This is a genomic window from Kaistella yonginensis (assembly GCF_030409525.1).
In the GTDB taxonomy this organism is placed as follows: domain Bacteria; phylum Bacteroidota; class Bacteroidia; order Flavobacteriales; family Weeksellaceae; genus Kaistella; species Kaistella yonginensis.
In genome coordinates this window covers 34,870-53,076 of sequence record NZ_JAUFQB010000062.1, presented here as the reverse complement: position 1 = coordinate 53,076, position 18,207 = coordinate 34,870, and the positions used below count along the sequence as shown (strand labels likewise).

19 protein-coding genes are annotated in these 18,207 nt (G+C 35.5%); 7 read left to right on the top strand and 12 right to left on the bottom strand.

Annotation, left to right across the window (positions count from 1 at the left end):
• Positions 1-368 precede the first annotated feature (368 nt).
• Entirely contained in the window at positions 369-746 is a 378-nt protein-coding gene (locus tag QWY78_RS13785; RefSeq protein WP_290220804.1) for a GreA/GreB family elongation factor, read from the top strand.
• A gap of 303 nt (positions 747-1,049) precedes the next feature.
• The gene (locus tag QWY78_RS13780) at positions 1,050-1,523 is read left to right on the top strand and encodes an SRPBCC domain-containing protein (protein ID WP_290220802.1); all 474 of its coding nucleotides are present in this window, start codon (positions 1,050-1,052) and stop codon (positions 1,521-1,523) included.
• Here the strand turns inward: QWY78_RS13780 and QWY78_RS13775 are convergent.
• Both QWY78_RS13775 and pncA read right to left on the bottom strand, forming a co-directional pair.
• Positions 1,472-3,016, bottom strand: coding sequence for a S41 family peptidase (locus QWY78_RS13775; RefSeq protein ID WP_290220800.1), 1,545 nt, complete (start codon positions 3,014-3,016; stop codon positions 1,472-1,474). The two genes, QWY78_RS13780 and QWY78_RS13775, sit on opposite strands and share 52 nt — an antisense overlap.
• 98 nt (positions 3,017-3,114) lie before the next feature.
• On the bottom strand, positions 3,115-3,720 hold the full coding sequence (gene pncA, locus QWY78_RS13770) for a bifunctional nicotinamidase/pyrazinamidase (protein ID WP_290220798.1): 606 nt from the start codon (positions 3,718-3,720) through the stop codon (positions 3,115-3,117).
• 119 nt (positions 3,721-3,839) lie between these two features.
• On the opposite strand from pncA, the gene QWY78_RS13765 reads away from it, so the two are divergent.
• The 3 genes from QWY78_RS13765 to QWY78_RS13755 are packed head-to-tail and all read left to right on the top strand — an operon-like array spanning position 3,840 to position 5,400.
• Positions 3,840-4,376, top strand: coding sequence for a YfiT family bacillithiol transferase (locus QWY78_RS13765; RefSeq protein ID WP_290220796.1), 537 nt, complete (start codon positions 3,840-3,842; stop codon positions 4,374-4,376).
• Between the two features lie 40 nt (positions 4,377-4,416).
• Positions 4,417-4,791: a bacillithiol system redox-active protein YtxJ gene (gene ytxJ, locus QWY78_RS13760; RefSeq protein WP_290220793.1), complete on the top strand. Its 375-nt coding sequence runs from the start codon at positions 4,417-4,419 to the stop codon at positions 4,789-4,791.
• A 9-nt stretch (positions 4,792-4,800) separates the two neighbouring features.
• Positions 4,801-5,400, top strand: a complete 600-nt coding sequence (locus QWY78_RS13755; protein ID WP_290220790.1) for a Crp/Fnr family transcriptional regulator — start codon at positions 4,801-4,803, stop codon at positions 5,398-5,400.
• A 24-nt stretch (positions 5,401-5,424) separates the two neighbouring features.
• On the opposite strand, the gene QWY78_RS13750 is transcribed toward QWY78_RS13755, so the two are convergent.
• The 3 genes from QWY78_RS13750 to QWY78_RS13740 form a co-directional block, all read right to left on the bottom strand.
• On the bottom strand, positions 5,425-6,015 hold the full coding sequence (locus tag QWY78_RS13750; protein ID WP_290220789.1) for a hypothetical protein: 591 nt from the start codon (positions 6,013-6,015) through the stop codon (positions 5,425-5,427).
• A gap of 107 nt (positions 6,016-6,122) precedes the next feature.
• Entirely contained in the window at positions 6,123-6,989 is an 867-nt protein-coding gene (locus QWY78_RS13745; protein WP_039354162.1) for a sigma-70 family RNA polymerase sigma factor, read from the bottom strand.
• A gap of 284 nt (positions 6,990-7,273) precedes the next feature.
• Entirely contained in the window at positions 7,274-8,737 is a 1,464-nt protein-coding gene (locus QWY78_RS13740; RefSeq protein ID WP_290220779.1) for a T9SS type A sorting domain-containing protein, read from the bottom strand.
• A gap of 101 nt (positions 8,738-8,838) precedes the next feature.
• Here QWY78_RS13740 and QWY78_RS13735 point away from each other — a divergent pair, with 101 nt between their 5' ends.
• The gene (locus QWY78_RS13735) at positions 8,839-9,702 is read left to right on the top strand and encodes an aldo/keto reductase (RefSeq protein WP_290220777.1); all 864 of its coding nucleotides are present in this window, start codon (positions 8,839-8,841) and stop codon (positions 9,700-9,702) included.
• A gap of 142 nt (positions 9,703-9,844) precedes the next feature.
• Positions 9,845-10,204, top strand: coding sequence for an RNA-binding regulator (rbp, locus tag QWY78_RS13730; RefSeq protein ID WP_125022269.1), 360 nt, complete (start codon positions 9,845-9,847; stop codon positions 10,202-10,204).
• Between the two features lie 73 nt (positions 10,205-10,277).
• Here the strand turns inward: rbp and QWY78_RS13725 are convergent, their stop codons facing one another.
• The 7 genes from QWY78_RS13725 to QWY78_RS13695 form a co-directional block, all read right to left on the bottom strand.
• Entirely contained in the window at positions 10,278-11,462 is a 1,185-nt protein-coding gene (locus QWY78_RS13725) for a hypothetical protein (RefSeq protein ID WP_290220771.1), read from the bottom strand.
• Between the two features lie 110 nt (positions 11,463-11,572).
• The gene (locus tag QWY78_RS13720; RefSeq protein ID WP_290220769.1) at positions 11,573-12,403 is read right to left on the bottom strand and encodes a type 1 glutamine amidotransferase; all 831 of its coding nucleotides are present in this window, start codon (positions 12,401-12,403) and stop codon (positions 11,573-11,575) included.
• A gap of 37 nt (positions 12,404-12,440) precedes the next feature.
• The gene (locus QWY78_RS13715) at positions 12,441-13,547 is read right to left on the bottom strand and encodes a carboxylate-amine ligase (RefSeq protein WP_290220767.1); all 1,107 of its coding nucleotides are present in this window, start codon (positions 13,545-13,547) and stop codon (positions 12,441-12,443) included.
• An 82-nt stretch (positions 13,548-13,629) separates the two neighbouring features.
• Positions 13,630-14,583: an ATP-grasp domain-containing protein gene (locus QWY78_RS13710; protein WP_290220765.1), complete on the bottom strand. Its 954-nt coding sequence runs from the start codon at positions 14,581-14,583 to the stop codon at positions 13,630-13,632.
• 51 nt (positions 14,584-14,634) lie between these two features.
• Positions 14,635-15,348: an alpha/beta hydrolase-fold protein gene (locus QWY78_RS13705; protein ID WP_290220763.1), complete on the bottom strand. Its 714-nt coding sequence runs from the start codon at positions 15,346-15,348 to the stop codon at positions 14,635-14,637.
• Positions 15,349-15,401: 53 nt separating this feature from the next.
• Positions 15,402-16,613 (bottom strand): ATP-grasp domain-containing protein, encoded by a 1,212-nt coding sequence (locus tag QWY78_RS13700; RefSeq protein WP_290220760.1) that lies wholly within the window; start codon positions 16,611-16,613, stop codon positions 15,402-15,404.
• 143 nt (positions 16,614-16,756) lie between these two features.
• A complete protein-coding gene (locus QWY78_RS13695; RefSeq protein ID WP_290220758.1) occupies positions 16,757-18,175 on the bottom strand; it encodes a leucyl aminopeptidase family protein in 1,419 nt (472 codons plus the stop codon).
• Positions 18,176-18,207: the final 32 nt, after the last annotated feature.

The following is an 18,207-nucleotide window of genomic DNA, read 5'->3' as shown; positions in this document are numbered from 1 at the left end:
AATTCCTCGATTGCTGATTATTAAAGGTTAATAATTGTTAAGTATTTGGAAATGTGAACTATAATCGCTATGTTGCTGCTTTAATATGAACCTATGTCACCAATACACTTTTTTTTAGAGCATAACTTCACTGAAGGAAAGTCGTTATTTTTTTCTTATTTACATGATGACATTTTTCTTAGAAGTTCCAAAGAGTTCATTTAATTTACCCTGTCAAGATTCAGGACCGGGTCGATTTGGCTAAACAGCAACTCATTTATTACATTTTGAATACCTTACCAGAGCAGATCAACCACACTAACTGTGTTTGATTTTTCTGTCTGGATCATTGGATGGTATTCATCTATTAACTTTTTATATCAAAAATAATGTCAGAAAATATAGTTTTAACAACAGGAATTTACGATTTAATTAAAGATCATTTAAGGAGAAGAAAAACAACCATCCAAGAAGAAGAAATTCTCTTGGGTCAATTAAAGACAGCCAAGCAGGTTCGTCGAAAAGAACTTCCAGAAGATGTGGTAACCATAAATTGTGAAGTGAAAATCAAGGATATTGCAACCAACGAAGAGGAAAAATATTTATTCGTAGATGCCAAAAATGAAAAAGTGAAGAAAGGGAAATATTCCATTTTATCACCAATTGGTTTGGCAACAGTAGGAAATAAAGTAGGTGACCAAATTACTTGGCCTTTTGAAGAAGGTGAAAAGAAAATTGAAATTTTAGGGGTGGAACACGCCAACTAAGTTACCTACTATTTCCAGTACAAACTCCCATTTTTGGGAGTTTTTTTGGTTTTTATGCAAATCATTTAATGGCAGTTTCTTCGGGCAAATACGATTTATCGAATTTGAAAGTGATGCAGTCACATTTATATTAAATATAAATCTCAAGTAATAAATGGTTTACCTCGATTTTAAAATTATAATTATTAACTTTGATTTTGTTTTTAATAAACTAACGATTGTACCGAATCGGGATTAGTTTTAAGATGATTTTCAATGCGTTTTCTACATCCTGCTTCTAATGTAAAGAAATGATGAACAGAAATGAAAAAACTAGAATTTTCAATCGAGATCAAAGCGTCCAAAGAAAAAGTATGGGAAGCACTATGGAATAATGCAAACTACCGAAAATGGACGGCTACTTTTATACCTGGTTCTTATTACGAAGGAGAACTTAGAGAAGGAAGCAATGTCCGATTTTTGTCACCCGGTGAAAACGGAATGTTCACCCTAGTAGAACAAGTGATTCCTTTTAAATCCATGCATTTTAAACATTTTGGTGAGGTGATTGAGGGAATTAATCAAGCGAAAACCTATGGTGATGAAGCGATTGAACAGTATGACTTGGTAGAAACCGATGAAGGTAGTCTTTTAACGGTGACGCTCAACACAGAAGAAGAATATATCACCTACTTCACCAACAGCTTTCCCAGAGCGTTACATGAAGTTAAAGAAATTGCAGAATCTTATTCATTGATTTTGTTTTTTTTAATTTCTTCCATAATCCATTGTAATTGAATGTCTTTTTTCTGTAAAATCTCCGCTAAAGTGGGAATAATTTCGTGATCCGGCAGAACCCCTTTTTTTGTTTCAGTAAAATTAATATTTGGTTGAATAAGCATTAATCCAATCGGTAATCTCAATTTGGAGTTTGGTAATTTCATCGTAGAATACCGCCCCGCGACCGTTCCATCATTGGCACCACCGGTTTCTTCACCGACCAGAAAAGCTCTTTTTTTATCTTTTAATTTCGAGGAAATAATGGAGGAGGCAGAAAAACTGCTGCCATTAATCAAGACATATATTTTACCAGTGAAGTGATTTTTTTTTGGTCTTTTAAGAGCGAAAAGTCCATTATTTTTTAAGTAGAATTTATCGTCCTTCTTTTTGACAGAGAATGCCGTTCCTAGCAAATACAAAGGATAAGTAATTGCCGCGATAGGTTGTGCAAAAGTGGGAATATCATTGAAGTAATTAGCCTGAAACATAGATAAACGCGAGGTAACTTGCATGTCGTTAATAAATTGAAATTCCTCGGACACTAGGTAAGAATAAAGATTATTAATTTCTGCTAAGGAACCGCCCAGATTATCCCGAACATCGATAATCAAATATTTTGCAGGTGAATTTTTTAAACTTGCAAAACTTTGTTTGTAAAATTTCTTTGAGTAGGTTCCAGAAAAAGTTTTAATTTTCATGTAAGCTATTGTAGAATCCTTCGTGGGAAACTGTAAATCCCGGTTAAAACTTTTGGTCACAATATTATAATCTTTTGTTTTTCCGGTTTCGCTTTTTGTCAGTTTTTTATTTTGCTGCTCGGTTTTTTTCTTTTCTTCCTGGGTTATTTTTTCTCGGTGCAAATAAAAAGTCTTCACTTCATTTTGATATTTGGCTTCGACTTTCACACTGTCTAAAATTCCATATTCAGCCGTAAAGAATGAAGTCCATCGGCGCGCCATAGAATATTTCTGAAAGGTTGTATTCTCGCCATCACTATTGATAATGGGTTTATATTTTTCTAGTAAATTGGGGATCGCAATATCTTTAATTTTCAAAATTTCTGTGCCCACCATCATATTTGGGATATTAGAAGCATTGTCTAGCACAAATATACGGTCGTTATCGATGGTGAAATTGTAGCGGTTTAATAATCCTTTTTGCTTTTTAAGATTTTTAATTTCTTTCCGGGTTAACCGTTTATCATAAGGATATAAGCGTAAATGTCCTTCTTTGATTTTTGCAACTACGGGCGCGAGTTTCTCAAAAAATTCATTTGGTTTTAAAGGATTCTTAATCGTCGTTTTTAAACTGTCGAATTGATAATTTAGTTGGTCTTCAGAAATATACCAATATAGTTTTGGATGAAGTTGTTCTAATTTATGTTTCGTAAAATCAACATCTTTTTTTAAATTTTCCGCTGAAATAGGAATCTCTAATTTTTCATTATGTTTTTTTACAGTAACGCACGAATAAATGAGAAACAAAGAGGAAAGAAAAATGATTTTTTTCAAAGTAATTTTTTTATAAAAATAAATTTTTTAAATTAAATGAACGAACAAAAAACTTCTCCTTAAAAAAGAGAAGTTTCAGTGCTTTTTAGCGTCGTATTTTAGCCTAAAATAGTGATGGTATTTTGTAACATTTCATAAATTGCATCCTTGGCGCTATCTGGTTTTACATTGACGGCTCGCGTTCCGTTGAAATGTAAACACGTAACATAATCCAAATTTGCTGCATCTAAACAGGTGAATTTTACGCAGTAATCCAATGCTAAACCTACAATTTCAACCAATTGAATATCGTGGTATTTTAAGAAATCATCTAAGCCGGTTTTCATTACTTGGTTGTTGTCCTGAAATGCGCTATAGCTATCAAAATCGGGGTTAGTTCCTTTTTGAATGATATGCGTTACTTTATCACGGTTTAAATCTTTATGAAATTCTGCACCGAAAGTTCCTTGAACACAGTGATCCGGCCACATATGTTGTGGGATTCCATTGAGAATTATAGTGTCGCCAACTTTTTTTGCGTTGTTTGAGGCAAAACTTTTATGATCTGTTGGATGCCAATCTTGGGTCAATACAATTTGTGCATATTCATTTTCTAGCATCAACAAGTTAATGTAGGGAATAATTTCGTTCGCTCCGGGCACAGCGAGTGCGCCTCCTTCACAAAAATCATTCTGTACATCGACGATAATTAGGGCTTTTTTCATATTCTTAATTTTTATAAGTTGTGTTGCATTCAACTTATTTTGTAGTAAATTTACAAAGTAAAACGCAAATGTTCAGCCAAAAGAGTCGATACGCCAAATCGTCAAAAAAAAATAAAAAAATGGACAATCTAGAACAAAAAAAATATCCCATCGGGAAATTTGAACAACCAAAAAAAATTACCGATCAGGATATTGATCGCCACATTAAAATGTTGAAAGATTTTCCCAGCACATTGAAAAATCTTGTAGGAAACTGGTCTGATGCGCAATTAGACACCCAATACAGAGAAGGAGGCTGGACGGTTCGGCAACTGGTTAATCACTTGTCCGACAGCCATATGAACAGTTTTATTCGATTTAAGTTAGCGTTAACAGAAGATAATCCTACCATTAAACCTTATGATGAAGCGCAGTGGGCAGAATTACAGGATTCTTTTAATATGGATATTAAACCTGCTTTGCAAATTTTAAAAGGTTTACATAAAAGATGGGTTTTCGAATTGCGCTCGCTCACCAACCGAGAATTTGAAAGTACATTTCATCACCCAGAGCAAGGTCGAAATATTTCCCTACGGGAAAGTCTGGCTTTTTATGCCTGGCATTGCGACCATCATTTGGCGCATATTGAAAACCTAAAAAAAGAGAACAATTGGTAAAATAGTTGTTCGTAATTTGATCACTTTTAAAACATAAAAAATGAGTTTCTTCAATAAAATATTTGGCAATGATGAGCCACAAAATTTAGCTCCAACTTTTTGGAATAAGATTGAATCTGACCAAGATTTACAAAACGCGATTGACCAATCTTTTGAAAAAAAAGTGGTTATTTTTAAACATTCCACCCGCTGCCATATTAGCAAAACAGTATTGCGGAATTTTGAAAAAGAGGTGGCGGTCTCCGAAAAAGAGGTGGTGTATTATTTCTTGGATTTAATCTCCTACCGACCGATTTCTAATAAAATTGCTGACGATTTAGGCGTCACCCATCAAAGTCCCCAAATGATTGTTTTAGAAAATGGAAAAGCAGTGAAAAATGCTTCCCATCAAAGTATTTCTGTCAATCTTATTTAAACCAAGGATATGGATTATCTTCAAAATATCGATAATTATTTATCTGAAATTCTAGAAGTTCCCTTTGAGGCAATTTCAGGTTGCAGTAATTTTTTCACGCTTAAGATCGTCGCCAAGAATGAATTTCTGCTCAACGAGGGTGAGGTTTGTTTGGATACCTTTTTTGTAGAAAAAGGGCTGCTCAGAATGTTTTCTCTGGATCGAAGCGGGAAAGAACATATTATTCAATTTGCACCGGAAAACTGGTTGATCTCTGACCGAAGCTCCCTCAGCTTTAATGAAAAATCCAAATATTATATAGAAGCAGTTGAAGATTCCGAGGTCTTTGTTTTGAACAAAGATTTTTTCACCAATCTTGTAGAAAAATATCCTCAAACCGCAGAAAATAATGATATGCTATTGCAAAAACACATTCGAAATTTGCAAAATCGCGTGAATTCTCTTTTAGCAGATACTGCGGAAGAACGTTATATGAGTTTTATTAAAATGTATCCTGATATTTTACTGCGCGTGCCCCAATGGATGGTTGCATCCTATTTGGGAATTACCCCAGAAAGTCTGAGCCGAGTACGAAAAGAATTGGCACGTAAAAATTTTAAAACTTCCTGAAAAAGTACGAGCTCGCAGTTGCTTCTACTTATTTTTCAATCGCTCCAACAATTGTTTTTGAGTCGCTATTAAGGCATTCAGTTCCTCTGTTTTTAGCGGATTTTGCTCTTCATATTTTTCTATTTCAGGCAAAGTTTTCTTTATTTTAAAGACTTGATACTGATCATTAATGGCAGCGTTGTTCTGCTTAATATTTATAATAATCAAATCGAGGTCGGTTTTCTTTTTAAGAAATAAAACTTCACTTTGATTAATAAAATCTTTTGCTTCTTTTTTTAAAAGTGAATCTTTAATCATATTAATCCTTTCTGCCACTTCATCAAAATATTCTGTTGGTTTATCAAGCAGAAGCAGTTTCTGCTTAATTAATTCATTGGAGTTTTTTCTAATCGCAATAATTTCATCATCCAGCACATTTAAGGCCTTATCGTCTTTAATCATTTCGTAATAGATTGCGTCAATCAAAGAACTTCCTTTGCTATATCTTGAACTTAGTTTAGACTCAACATTGGTAACGATGTTAGCGCTATTTTCAGTGGCGGCAACAGCGTTGTTGTTTTCTTCTTTGCAAGAAAATAAAAATAAGAGGAGGGTAGCGAGCAATAGATTTTTCATAATTATGGATTTCTACATGAGTCTTTTAATTCCTCTTAAAGTTACAAAAAAAGGAACTTGTGGTGAGTTCCTTTATATAAAATTGGTAAAGCATCGATTTTGGTTTTTTATTTACCCAAATACGATTTCAGAATTTTACTTCTGGTATTGTGTTTTAATCTTTTGATCGCTTTTTCTTTAATCTGCCGAACTCTTTCTCGGGTTAGGTCAAAGGTTTCGCCGATCTCTTCCAACGTCATCGGATGTTTCCCATTCAACCCGAAATACAGACGAACCAAATCCGCTTCTCTTGGAGTCAAGGTTTGTAATGCCCGTTCGATTTCAATTTGAAGCGATTCCAACATTAAGTCTTTGTCTGGACTTGGGGATTCACCGGAGCGCAGAACATCGTACAGGTTAGAATCTTCACCTTCGACCAACGGAGCATCCATAGACAGGTGTCTTCCGGAGTTTTTCATCGATTCCTTAATGTCGTCTTCACTCATATCTAAAACTTCCGCTAACTCTTCTGGAGACGGTGGTCTTTCATTTTCCTGCTCTAAATGTGCATAGGCTTTGTTGATTTTGTTGATGGAGCCAATTTTATTCAGGGGCAATCTTACAATTCTTGATTGTTCAGCTAACGCCTGTAAAATAGACTGTCTGATCCACCAAACAGCGTAGGAGATAAATTTAAAACCTCTGGTTTCATCATATCTCTTCGCAGCTTTCATCAAACCTAAATTCCCTTCGTTAATTAAATCGGGTAGAGAAAGTCCTTGATTTTGGTACTGTTTAGAAACAGATACCACAAAACGGAGGTTGGCTTTAATCAACTTTTCCAACGCCACTCGGTCTCCGGCGCGAATTTTTTGTGCCAAGTCAACTTCTTCGTCGGCGGTAATCAAATCAACTTTCCCAATCTCTTGCAAATACTTGTCGAGAGAGGCGGTTTCTCTGTTGGTAACCTGTTTGGTAATTTTTAATTGTCTCATGTAGTAATAAGGTCCACTTTAGGACTGCATTATATTATACGATGGCAAAGGTCAAAAGGTTACAAAACTTTTGAAATATGGGCTCTATTATTTTTTAGGGCGACTTAATCCATCTTCCGTTCCCACTTTTTTATAAAATAATCCAATGCTTATTCCCCGCAATTTATTTTATAAAAAGAGTTCCACTCAAGCTGGGTCGCAGCTTCAGTGGCAGTTGTAAAACAGGTATAAATAGAAAAAACCCATTCCGCCGAACAGAATGGGTTTAGTTTGAATTTTTTTTATTATTTAATAATCAATTTAGTAACCTGCTTTTTGCCTTCTGATTGGTAGACCATAAAGTAAATACCGGCGACTGCTTTTACCGAAATTTCATTTTTTCCTTTCGATACATTTCCCATATAAATAATTTTACCAGAGACATCGGTAATTAAAATGTTTCCAGTTTTTTCAGCATTTAAAGTAAATATTCCAGTGCTTGGATTAGGGTAAATATTCGCTTGTAAAGTTTTCGTTTCCACCGTTGCCAATGGAAGCGCACACAAATAAGGTTTAAAGGTAACTTCACCCAAAGCAGGATCATCCACAAAATGTGATATTACTGCTTCTACCATGGGATCATCAGAAAGTTCATCTTCTCGCCAGCAATTATTGGTTGCGCTAACAGGGTTAGCGGTATTGTTGAAAAGGGCAAATAAATTTCCACCATTCCCATTATCTTTAAAAATATTTTGGCCAACACTTCCCAATGATCCACCACCCAAATCTGCACTCGCCGTACCAATAAGTGTAATTCCCCAAATATGACCACGAATTTGATTTTTTTCAATTTTAAAGCCTAAACCTAAAGCGCCACTTCCGTTTAGAGAAATTCCACTGCCGCCGGTAGCGGGATTGTTTTCAGTATTATTGTTGGTCAAAATATTATTAGAGATAGATCCAGAAGAGGCATTACCAGCAACGGTAATTCCATATCGATTATCGGTTACGGTATTTCCTTCAATTTGTACTTGGTTTTGTACGCCCAAAAGAGATGAAACCGAAATCCCGCCTACTTTAGTTAATGTTCGGTTTCCAATGATGGTATTGTTTAGAATCTTTGTTATTCCTGTTCCGCTTGGGCCCATATTAATTTGTGGACGGTTAGAATTGAGTTGGGTGTTTCCAGCAAGGTAATTGTTGGTAAACTCTAAAGCGACCGATTGATTTGCCCCAGAAGCTACCGCAGGCAAATCGTTGTTGAAAAATTGAGAATTTTTAACCACTGGATTTCCTCTGGAAAAATTAATGGCAGCGCCAGTAACCAGTCCCGATTTAAAAAAACGAACGGTGCAACCGTCCATTAAAAAATTTTCGGTTAAAACCTGTAAACCACCACCATATTCTAAAATTGTTTTTTTAAAAGTAGCGGTAGAGCCTTCCTCAAATCTTATTCCTTTAAAAACAGCGGGCGGATTTGTGGAGGTAATAAGAATAGAAGTCGCCGTGGTATCATAACCCCCTGCGACTGTTAACTGAACCCCTGTATCAATTTTTAATACCGTGTTTTCGTCCATTAACAAAATATCTCCCGCTGCAATCGTAATGTTGGCAGTCATTTGATAATGAGTTCCATTATTTACTAAAACGGTAGGCGCTGCCGCTGACAGCGAACTCAAATTATAGGTTATTCCAGTTCCTGGACTCGTAAATTGGGAAAATAAAATCGCTGAGATCAACGATAAAAATAAAGTAGATATTTTTTTCATGGTTTTAAATTTAAATCCAAATTTATAAATATTATATTAAAGAAAGAAAATACTTATGAAAAGTGTGCTATTAAGTTATAATTTTACAAAAATAAAAAGACATGAATTTTTCACCAATTATTATAGGAACCATGCGCTGGGGAATTTGGGGCGCCCAACATTCCGTAAAAGAGGTACAGAAATTAATTGAAACTTCTTTAAACGAGAACTTATCCACCTTCGATCATGCCGATATTTATGGCGATTATACTACTGAGAAATTGTTTGGTGATGCTTTTTCTGAAATGAGTTTAAAGAGGGAAGAGGTACAGTTTATTTCTAAATGCGGAATCCAAATGCCCTGTTCTAATAGAAACTATACGGTAAAATCTTACAATTACTCCCAGAAACATATTATAAAATCGGTGGATCAGAGTCTAGAGAATTTAAAAACAGATTATTTAGATGTGCTGCTCCTTCATCGTCCTTCGCCTTTAATAAATCCCGTAGAAATCGCAGAGAGTTTTGAATTTTTGAGAGAAACCAAAAAAGTTCGGCATTTTGGGGTTTCTAATTTTTCATCCTCCCAATTTGACTTGGTTAATGAGGCTTTTCCGATCATTACGAATCAGGTCGAAATTTCTTTGAACCAAACCCGTTCGTTTTTCGATGGAACATTAGACCAATTGATGCTAAAAAACCTTCAACCGATGGCTTGGTCAGTCATGGGAAATTATTTTAAAGAAGAATCTGGCGAAAATAAAAGAATTAAAAAGGTTTTGCATGAACTTTGTAAAAAATATTCTGCTGAAGAAAATCAAATTCTCTTGGCATTCATTTTAAAACATCCTTCCCGGATTTTACCTGTTGTAGGTACATCAAGCGTAGGAAACATAGCAAAATTTAGAGAGAGTTTATCTATTAAATTAGAGACTGAAGACTGGTTTAGACTCTTGGAAGCGAAAAGCGGAATTGAAATAAAGTGAAATATTACATAAAAAAGTTGCAGGTTTGATTTATAATTGTAACTTGCACTCGTTTTTATATCCGAAGTCAATTATTGTTCATCGCATTTATTGAGTTTCATTTATAATTTCAACAGTATTAATTAATTAATTTTTTTTTAAGATGAACATTTTTGTTTCAAACATTAACTATGCAACTCAAGAACAGTCGTTGCAAGATTTATTTTCAGAATTTGGTGACGTATCGTCTGCCAAAATTATCACAGACAGAGAAACCGGTAGATCTAGAGGTTTCGGTTTCGTAGAAATGAGCGACGAAGATGGCAAGAATGCTATCGAAGCTCTAAACGGAAAAGAATTGGATGGTAAAGAACTTAACATTTCTGAAGCTAAGCCAAGAGAAGACAAACCAAGAAGAAGCTTTGACAACAACCGTTCAGGCGGTGGTGGTTACGGAGGTGGAAATCGTGGTGGTGGAAGCGGATACAGCGGCGGAGGTCGTAGTGGCGGTTCTAACTGGTAAGATTTTACCTAAATAATGTAAGCGACTTTTTTAAAGTCGCTTTTTTTTGTGCTACTGGTTGCGTAATAAATCTTTATTTTTCGAAAAAAGCCAAGGAGCTTCCAATCCAGATGGCGTCTTTTTTGTTAAAGTCCACATTGGCCATTGCTACTTTGGTCATTCTGGCGAGATTATCCATTAATAGAGGTTTTTCTTCATCTTCTTTCCAAAGGTAGAGCATTCGGATTTCTGACTTAGAAAAATCACCATGGGTATCTTCAAATAAAGGTTCGTAGAAAACTTTTCTCTGCATAATGAAATTTTCCTTGTCTGAAATGGCGTCCAAATCGGCTGGGGTTGGATCCAGATTTACACCAGCTCCGGCAAATGAAAAAAGGGGTTTCAAAACAAAATCTTCTAATCTTTCTGTGGAGGGAAATTCTGATAGAAAGAAACTTTTGGGAATGTACTGATGTTCTAAGTGGGGTAATATATATTTCGAGACTTTGAAAAACCAATTGGGGTGGGTCACCCAAGTTACATCAACTTCTTCACGAAAATCAAATTCAGTTTTTAGATTGGGAATATGGTCGAGTTCATCAAAAATTACACGGTTATAAATCCGATGAATAGGAATTAATTTTCCGTCTTTTTCATAGAACAATTTCTTGCCTTGTTTTTTAACCTTGGTTAAACAAACCGTGGTAATACCTAAATACTTTTCGGTTAAGGCGAAATCAATACTGGTTTTTTGTTTTTCAGGATGAATCTCCATTAAAACAACATTCTCAGGATTTTCATCACCGACAATGACTTCCTTTAAATAGGCAATATATTCTTTTTTCGGAAGTGAGGTTCTTAAATCTTTCAAAAAAGGAAACAAGTCAGAAACCACTTCTTCATACTCTTCTTGAAAAGCATAAAGTGTGGGGAAGGCTTGTAATTCAATCAACTGAGGTTCTATTTCACCTGTTACGGGATTTTTACATATGCCGAAATCAATGGCTAAAAAATGGGGTTGATGGTGATCATTTGGGACCCGACATTGCTCTGGTACCGCTTGGTCTAATTCCTCAGGCGTCATTTTTTTAATCTGAGAAATAATACTATTGCAAGCATCATCTAGTTTTTCCTTAAACACTTTGGTTAGGAAAATAGGACTTTCTGATACTCTGAACAATGCTTCAGTGCCAGCTCTTTTTGCCAGTTCATCTTTTAAAGCATTGTATTTTTCAGTGCTGTATTCAGCGTTAAATTGCTGTCGGTATTTAGGAATCATGGTATTCGATTTAGTTTAAAAAAGAGATTTTTATGCTCATTCTTAATTGGTAAGTACAGTTTAAAACCACAGTGAACACCTGATGAATCATTACTATAAACCAGAATGAACTAGGCCATCACCAAGCTTTTTACGATTTCTGAGGAAGCATGTTTTAAAAATCTAGGAAGGATTTGTGCTTGTGTTAAAATTATTTTATCGGGATCATCCATTCGGTCAACGGTTTCCAAGTATTTTTCTACTCCGTAATTTTCAATCATGGCGACCCTATTTTTATCAATCTTCAAATTGGCGAGCATTCCCTTGGAGTCTGCTTCTGGATGAAATTGTGTCCCAAAAATTTCATCTGAAAACCGAATACCCATCACTGCGCGTTCTAAATGAATATGCGGACGAACTTTCTCTAAAGCCACGATTTTCATGCCCATTTCTGCGATGGTTTCATAATTCGGTTCAATAAACTGGTAACCACGGGAATCAACTGCAAAAAAAGGTTCCGGTAAATTCTTCAGTAAAAAATCCTGTTCGCCTTCCGCAGTTTTATGAATGGGCATTACCCCAAAGGAGTAGGATTTTCTTTTACAAATATTTCCTAAATTCCAATGAATACTGGCGACCTGAAAAGAGTGGCAAACCAAAAAGGCAAACTTTTTATGTTCCGAGTTTTTATTGTGATGCCAAAGCTGATCTAAAAAATCGGTATATTTTATTTCCCAGGCATATCCTTCTTTATGTGGATTTCCTGGGCCACCTGATGAAATAAAAATATCGAAATCATCGATATCAGGCATTTCATCTTTGTATCTAACATCAAAAATAGTGATCGAAACATCTTCATTTGAATGTTCCTTAAATTGTTGTGATAACTCTTTTATATTGCGCATACCTTGATTAACATGGTTGTTATTCATATCAAGCAAGGCTATTTTTATCTCTTTCATTCTTTTTAATTACGGAGCAAATTTAATAAAATTTGAACTATTCGAAGGTGATCCCAAATTCAGTTTCGGAAATCATGTAATCAACCACCGCTTTTAGATCCCCTGTTTCTTCGTAAACCTTGAGCTGGCGGTCTGCGCCGGTGCCATTCTTCATAATTGTCCAAGCGTATTCTACTTCGCTTCTACAATCCAATTCATCAACTACATCGTCGATGAATTCGAGTAACTCCTTCAATAACTCCACAAAGGGAACACTGGTTTCTTTACCAAAATCAATTAAATGAGCATCAATTCCTTCTTTAGAAGCGCGCCATTTATTTTCATTTAACATCAGTCGTCGGTAGCTTCGGAAGCTCATATTTTGCTGATGGAGTTTGTAAATTTTAGCTACTAAACATTGCATTATTGCGGCCAGGCAAACCGTTTCATCTGTTCTTAGAGGCATGTCGCAAATTCGAAACTCAATGGTGGGGTAGAATGGGTGTACCCGTAGATCCCACCAAATTTTCTTCGCATTGTCAATAGTTCCTGTTTTAATCATCAAATTGATGTAGGCATCAAACTCTGCAACAGAAGTAAAATAACTGGGAATTCCTGTTCTTGGAAATTTTGCAAAAACCTCGTGCCGATATGATTTGAAACCAGTTTTACTGCCCACCCAAAATGGGGAGTTGGTTGATAGTGCATATATATGAGGCAAAAAATACCGCATTACATTTTGAATTCTTATGCCTTCTTCTCGGTCTGGGATCCCGATATGAACATGAAGCCCGAATATTAAATTGGACCGAGCAACATCGCCTAAATCGCTAACAATTTTATCATAACGGTCATCTTTGGTAATTTGGTTATTTTTCCAATGCGAAAAAGGATGCGTTCCGCCGCCAGAAACCCGCAAATTATTTTCATGAGCCACCTTGATAAGTCTCTTTCGAAGATCCGTTAATTCCGCGCGAACTCCTGCAATATTTTGACAAATGCCCGTCTCCATCTCAATGACCGATTCGTGCATTTCATGTTTTAAATTTTCTTTTAAAGTCGCATGACCACCTTCAATTATTTTTGAGACATGCGAAACCAGATCACGGCTTTCTGCATCAATGATTTGATATTCTTCTTCAACGCCTATGGTAAATCTATGCATGTTTATTGTGTTTTTTAAGGTTAAGAGATCTCAGCTTGAAATGTTTAAGTGCTTACTTTTATTTCAAGCTGAAATATCAAATTTATTTGATGGAATCTTTCACAAAATTTCCCCAAGAAATATTGGGTTTACCAGGAACATATTCTTTCGCTTTTTCAATGGCCAGCTTCGCGGAATGTTCAACAATCCAAGCGAAGTTTTCTTCACCCACAGAATTTACATCGGCATCTGGCGCTGGATTGCAAAAATCAATCGCATAGGGTATGCCATCTTTCACTGCAAATTCAACCGTGTTGAAATCATAGCCCAAAGCTTCATTCATTTTAATGGTATAATCGTGAATCACTTTTAACAATTTTTCGCGCGCTTTGCCTTCTGTTTTATGGGTGGTCGCGTATCTCAAATGGTGCGGGTTTCTAGGTTCATACGGCATAATGTGTACATATTTTTTACCCAAACAATACACACGATAATAATCTTCAAAGAAAATTTCTTCTTGAAGCATCATGACCAATTGTTGTGTTTCACCTAATTTATTCCACATATCTTCTGCGTCTTCAACGCGATAAACATTTTTCCAACCGCCACCATCATGTGGTTTCATATAAGCTGGAAAACCGATATAATTAAAAATATAATCCCAATCGTGCGGAAATTTCAGGTTTCTAAACGAGGTTTCGGTCGTGTTAGTCGGTCGGTCATTAGAGGGTAATAAAACTGTTTTGGGAAGTGGAATTCCCAATTTCAACATTAGTGCATTATTGAAGAATTTCTCATCAGCACTCCACCAGAATGGATTATTTATAACATAAGTTCCGTTGACCGCAGCATTTTTTAAATACGCACGATAAAAAGGAACATCTTGTGAAATACGGTCGATAATTACGGCATAGCCATAATCTGCCCCTTGTTCTAATTTATCAATCATTACAGGTTCTGCAATCACATCGCCTTTACCCAATTCATTTACTTTATCGATAAAAGCCCATGGAAAAGTATCTTCCATTCCGAATAAAATTCCAACTTTCTTTGCCATAATATTTTTATTTTAATTAATGATTTTTTAATTTAATTCTCTTTACTTACTCTAGGAGAAGAATCGGCTGATAAAGGTTGGGAAAACCATTCTCCAAAGTGGCCAGTCATGGTTAATCCACTTCTGTTCATCATACCAATGGTTAATTCCCCTGGAGGCTAAAATGTCGGCCATTTCACGGGTTTGTTCTAAACAAATATCTTGATCAGAAGTACTTAAAACAATGTGCATATGTTTGTATTTAAAAGCTTCATCATTTTTCACAAATTCTCTGGGACAATTAAAATATACCAATTCACTGTTGATCCCATCCATAAAATTCCGAATAGAAAATGCACCAGATAAACAAAACAGGTGCGACACAACATCGGGAAAGCGGAAGGCAAAATTAGACGCGTGATAACCACCGAAACTTGCCCCAGCAACTGCGACACGATGCACCGAATGAATCTTTTGAATATAAGGAACAAATTCCTGAATCAAAAATTGCATATACAACTCATAATTATGAATCCGTTCTGACGCTGAAATATTCTTGTCATAAAAACTGTATTTATCGATGGTTTCGATATTGTACAATTTCACTTTTCCCTGATCGATAAAATGATTGATGCTCTCATTCAATTTAAAATCGTGATTTTGGGTATATTGCCCCTGAGAAGTAGGAAACATGATAATCGGAAAGCCAAAATGGCCCGTTACTTCAACCTTCAAACTCATTCCTAAAATAGATGAATAGTAATCTGTGTGCTCAATTCGTGGCATAATGTTTTTTTTAATTTTTTTAAATTATTTTCAAAATTTCATTACCCTTATTTTTAAGAAGTAGGTTTTGATTTTGGAGGTAAAATATTGAGGTGGTGATCATTGATCTTGTAAGCTGCATCATCTAAAAGTTCTTGGATTTTATTCGCATCTTCGGACTGATAGACCAAACCTACATGGTAATCCATCGGTAAAAACTTGTAGACCTCGGGCTGTTCAAATTCTTTAAAGTCAGGATTTTTTTCTTTGGATAAGCAAATAATTAAGCCCGCAAAAAGTTCTTTTGGTTTTGCTAATTGATAGGTTGCATTTTTAAGCCAGGCATTTTCGATTCGGGCCCATTCTCGCCACAGATTAATTCCGGTTGCAGCTTCGACCAAATCAGGAATATGTGCGCCACCAACACGGGAAGACGTTTCTAAAAAATACCATTTGCCACTTTCTTTACCACGAATAAATTCGGTATGTGTTGCTCCATTTTTCAAACCGAAACTTTTTAAAACTATACTGTTGGACTGTTCTAAAGCTTTAAATTCGGGCGAATTTTTGTCTAAGGTTTTTGTACGAAATATTCCGCCATCATGAGAAACTTCCATGGGTGGCGATAAGTATTGCGACGCTGAAACAAATACGATGTCATTATTATAAACCAAGCTGTCTACATGAAAAACATCTCCTGGTTTAAAACTTTCTAAAAGAAAATGATGTCTTTTTTCACCTAAATCATCAATCGCTTTGTGGAGTTCTTCTTTCGATTTAATTTTTATAATTCCGATCGCAGATGCTTCAGAACGAGGTTTTAAAACCCACGGCGCCGCTACATCGTCTACAAACTCTGCTACCGTTTCATTGTTGAATATCGAGGAAAATTCTGGCACATCAATCCCAGAATCTTTGGCCATCTGTCTCATGGCTAATTTATCACGAAAATAGCGCTGAGTGGTCTGACCCATACCTGGAATTCTAAATGTTTCCCGAATTAAGGCAGCTTTTTCAACATCATAATCATCTAGAGCAACGACCACATCAATTTTTGTGCTTTTCATCAAATAGGAAAATCCTTGCACCAAATGCTCTAAATTCCAAACAGAAGGTTCTACTTCTGACATATAATAAACCTCATCGATGGCGTGCCAAGGCCAATTTTTTTCTTTGGTATTTTCAGATGCTATGAGGATAATTTTATTGCCGAGCTGTTTCATCTCATCCATAAAATCATATCCTTTGAAATAGCAGGAAATACAAACAATGGTTTTCTCCTTCATATAATGAAATTTAAAAATTATTGAATTATCAAAAAATTAAATACTTTTTTGTTAAGTAATTAATATCGATTAATGCTAATCGTTCAATATTTGAAAATTCTATTTCAATTATACAGAGAAATTTTTTAATATGCTAATTTTTGTTAAAATTTTTCGATAAAATTGATTAATAATTGCACTCCATAGCCCGTTGCACCCTTTTCTTTCATATAACGAACATTTCCGAAGGCTACACCAGCAATATCAAGGTGCGCCCACTGATCATGCCCTTCAATAAACTGCTCTAAAAATTTAGCAGCAACAATGCAGTCACCGAAAGGTTTTGATGATATATTTTTGAAATCTGCAACATCAGATTTAAAATCATCTTTCCAAATCTCCCACAACGGAAGATTCCATAAACGTTGATTCGTTGTATCACCAGCCTTTTCCAATAATCTTTTTAAGGCCTCGTTGTTAGAAAAATACGCGCCACAAGTATACCCGAACATTCTTACAGAACTTCCTGTCAAGGTCGCTAAATCGATTAAAGCATCTGTTTTATAATTTTTAGAAAGATAAGAAAGTCCGTCTGCGAGCGTCATTCGACCTTCAGCATCGGTATTTAGAATTTCGATTGTTTTTCCGTTATACGCAGTGATTACATCACTTGGGATATATGCGGTATTCGAAACCGCGTTATCGGTTATGGGTAAAATTACGACCAGATTCACCGGCAATTTTAAAGTTGCAGCCGCAATTAAAGTCCCGATTACTGCAGTTGCGCCACCCATATCAGATTTCATATAATGCAGGTTTTCTGATGGTTTAATCGAAATACCACCGGTATCAAAAAGCACACATTTCCCAACCAAACCAATTGTTTTGGCATTTATATTTTCAGAAGTGTATTCCAAAATGGTAAAAGCGGCTTCTTGCGAACTTCCCTGATTTACCGAAAGAAATGCTCCTAATCCAATTTCTTCCGATTTTTTTCGGTCGAAAACCGTTTGCTTTAAATTGTATTTTTTTGAAATTTGTGTTAAAAATTCTGAGATTTGAGGAACACGTTTAAAGTTTTGAGGTTTATTCAACCATTCCATACACGCAAATTGACCCTCGCAAATGGCGAGCGATTGTAGGTGAATTTCGGTCAAATCTTCCTCAGAAAAATCAAGGAGAATAAGTTGAAATCCAGAATCGTAAACGGGATGTTTTGCTTTAAATGGATATTCGTAAGTTCCTAAAAATAAACCTTTTACCAAGCTTTTTATTTCGGCACTACTAAAGTTTTCTGAATTGAGGATTGTACTTTCAGACTTTATTTTTTTCCTAAAATCATAGGTGAATTTTTCCGCGCGGGCTTGGATTTCAAATAACTTGGCCTCCGATCCTAATCCAATTAAATAATGAACAATATCGGTATCTAGAAGAATGAAGGTTTCATCTTTCTTTGCTGAAAAGACAGTGTCTAAATTCTTGCTAAATTTTTGTTTTTCGTTCGCCCAAATTTCTTCGGTATAAAAAGAAAATTTTTGTTGAATGTTTTCTGGTGATTTATTACTGAGATTAATGTTGATCATTATTTTTATTGATATTAAAAAATTTAGTAGGT

Excerpts from the sequence above, each read along its gene's own strand:
- QWY78_RS13695 (WP_290220758.1), bottom strand. The coding sequence starts at position 18,175 with ATGATCAACATTAATCTCAGTAATAAATCACCAGAAAACATTCAACAA.
- QWY78_RS13765 (WP_290220796.1), top strand. The coding sequence starts at position 3,840 with ATGGACAATCTAGAACAAAAAAAATATCCCATCGGGAAATTTGAACAA.
- QWY78_RS13725 (WP_290220771.1), bottom strand. The coding sequence starts at position 11,462 with ATGATTCCTAAATACCGACAGCAATTTAACGCTGAATACAGCACTGAA.
- QWY78_RS13700 (WP_290220760.1), bottom strand. The coding sequence starts at position 16,613 with ATGAAGGAGAAAACCATTGTTTGTATTTCCTGCTATTTCAAAGGATAT.
- QWY78_RS13720 (WP_290220769.1), bottom strand. The coding sequence starts at position 12,403 with ATGAAAGAGATAAAAATAGCCTTGCTTGATATGAATAACAACCATGTT.
- QWY78_RS13715 (WP_290220767.1), bottom strand. The coding sequence starts at position 13,547 with ATGCATAGATTTACCATAGGCGTTGAAGAAGAATATCAAATCATTGAT.
- ytxJ (WP_290220793.1), top strand. The coding sequence starts at position 4,417 with ATGAGTTTCTTCAATAAAATATTTGGCAATGATGAGCCACAAAATTTA.
- QWY78_RS13710 (WP_290220765.1), bottom strand. The coding sequence starts at position 14,583 with ATGGCAAAGAAAGTTGGAATTTTATTCGGAATGGAAGATACTTTTCCA.
- QWY78_RS13785 (WP_290220804.1), top strand. The coding sequence starts at position 369 with ATGTCAGAAAATATAGTTTTAACAACAGGAATTTACGATTTAATTAAA.
- QWY78_RS13780 (WP_290220802.1), top strand. The coding sequence starts at position 1,050 with ATGAAAAAACTAGAATTTTCAATCGAGATCAAAGCGTCCAAAGAAAAA.
- rbp (WP_125022269.1), top strand. The coding sequence starts at position 9,845 with ATGAACATTTTTGTTTCAAACATTAACTATGCAACTCAAGAACAGTCG.
- QWY78_RS13750 (WP_290220789.1), bottom strand. The coding sequence starts at position 6,015 with ATGAAAAATCTATTGCTCGCTACCCTCCTCTTATTTTTATTTTCTTGC.
- QWY78_RS13740 (WP_290220779.1), bottom strand. The coding sequence starts at position 8,737 with ATGAAAAAAATATCTACTTTATTTTTATCGTTGATCTCAGCGATTTTA.
- QWY78_RS13755 (WP_290220790.1), top strand. The coding sequence starts at position 4,801 with ATGGATTATCTTCAAAATATCGATAATTATTTATCTGAAATTCTAGAA.
- pncA (WP_290220798.1), bottom strand. The coding sequence starts at position 3,720 with ATGAAAAAAGCCCTAATTATCGTCGATGTACAGAATGATTTTTGTGAA.
- QWY78_RS13745 (WP_039354162.1), bottom strand. The coding sequence starts at position 6,989 with ATGAGACAATTAAAAATTACCAAACAGGTTACCAACAGAGAAACCGCC.
- QWY78_RS13735 (WP_290220777.1), top strand. The coding sequence starts at position 8,839 with ATGAATTTTTCACCAATTATTATAGGAACCATGCGCTGGGGAATTTGG.
- QWY78_RS13705 (WP_290220763.1), bottom strand. The coding sequence starts at position 15,348 with ATGCCACGAATTGAGCACACAGATTACTATTCATCTATTTTAGGAATG.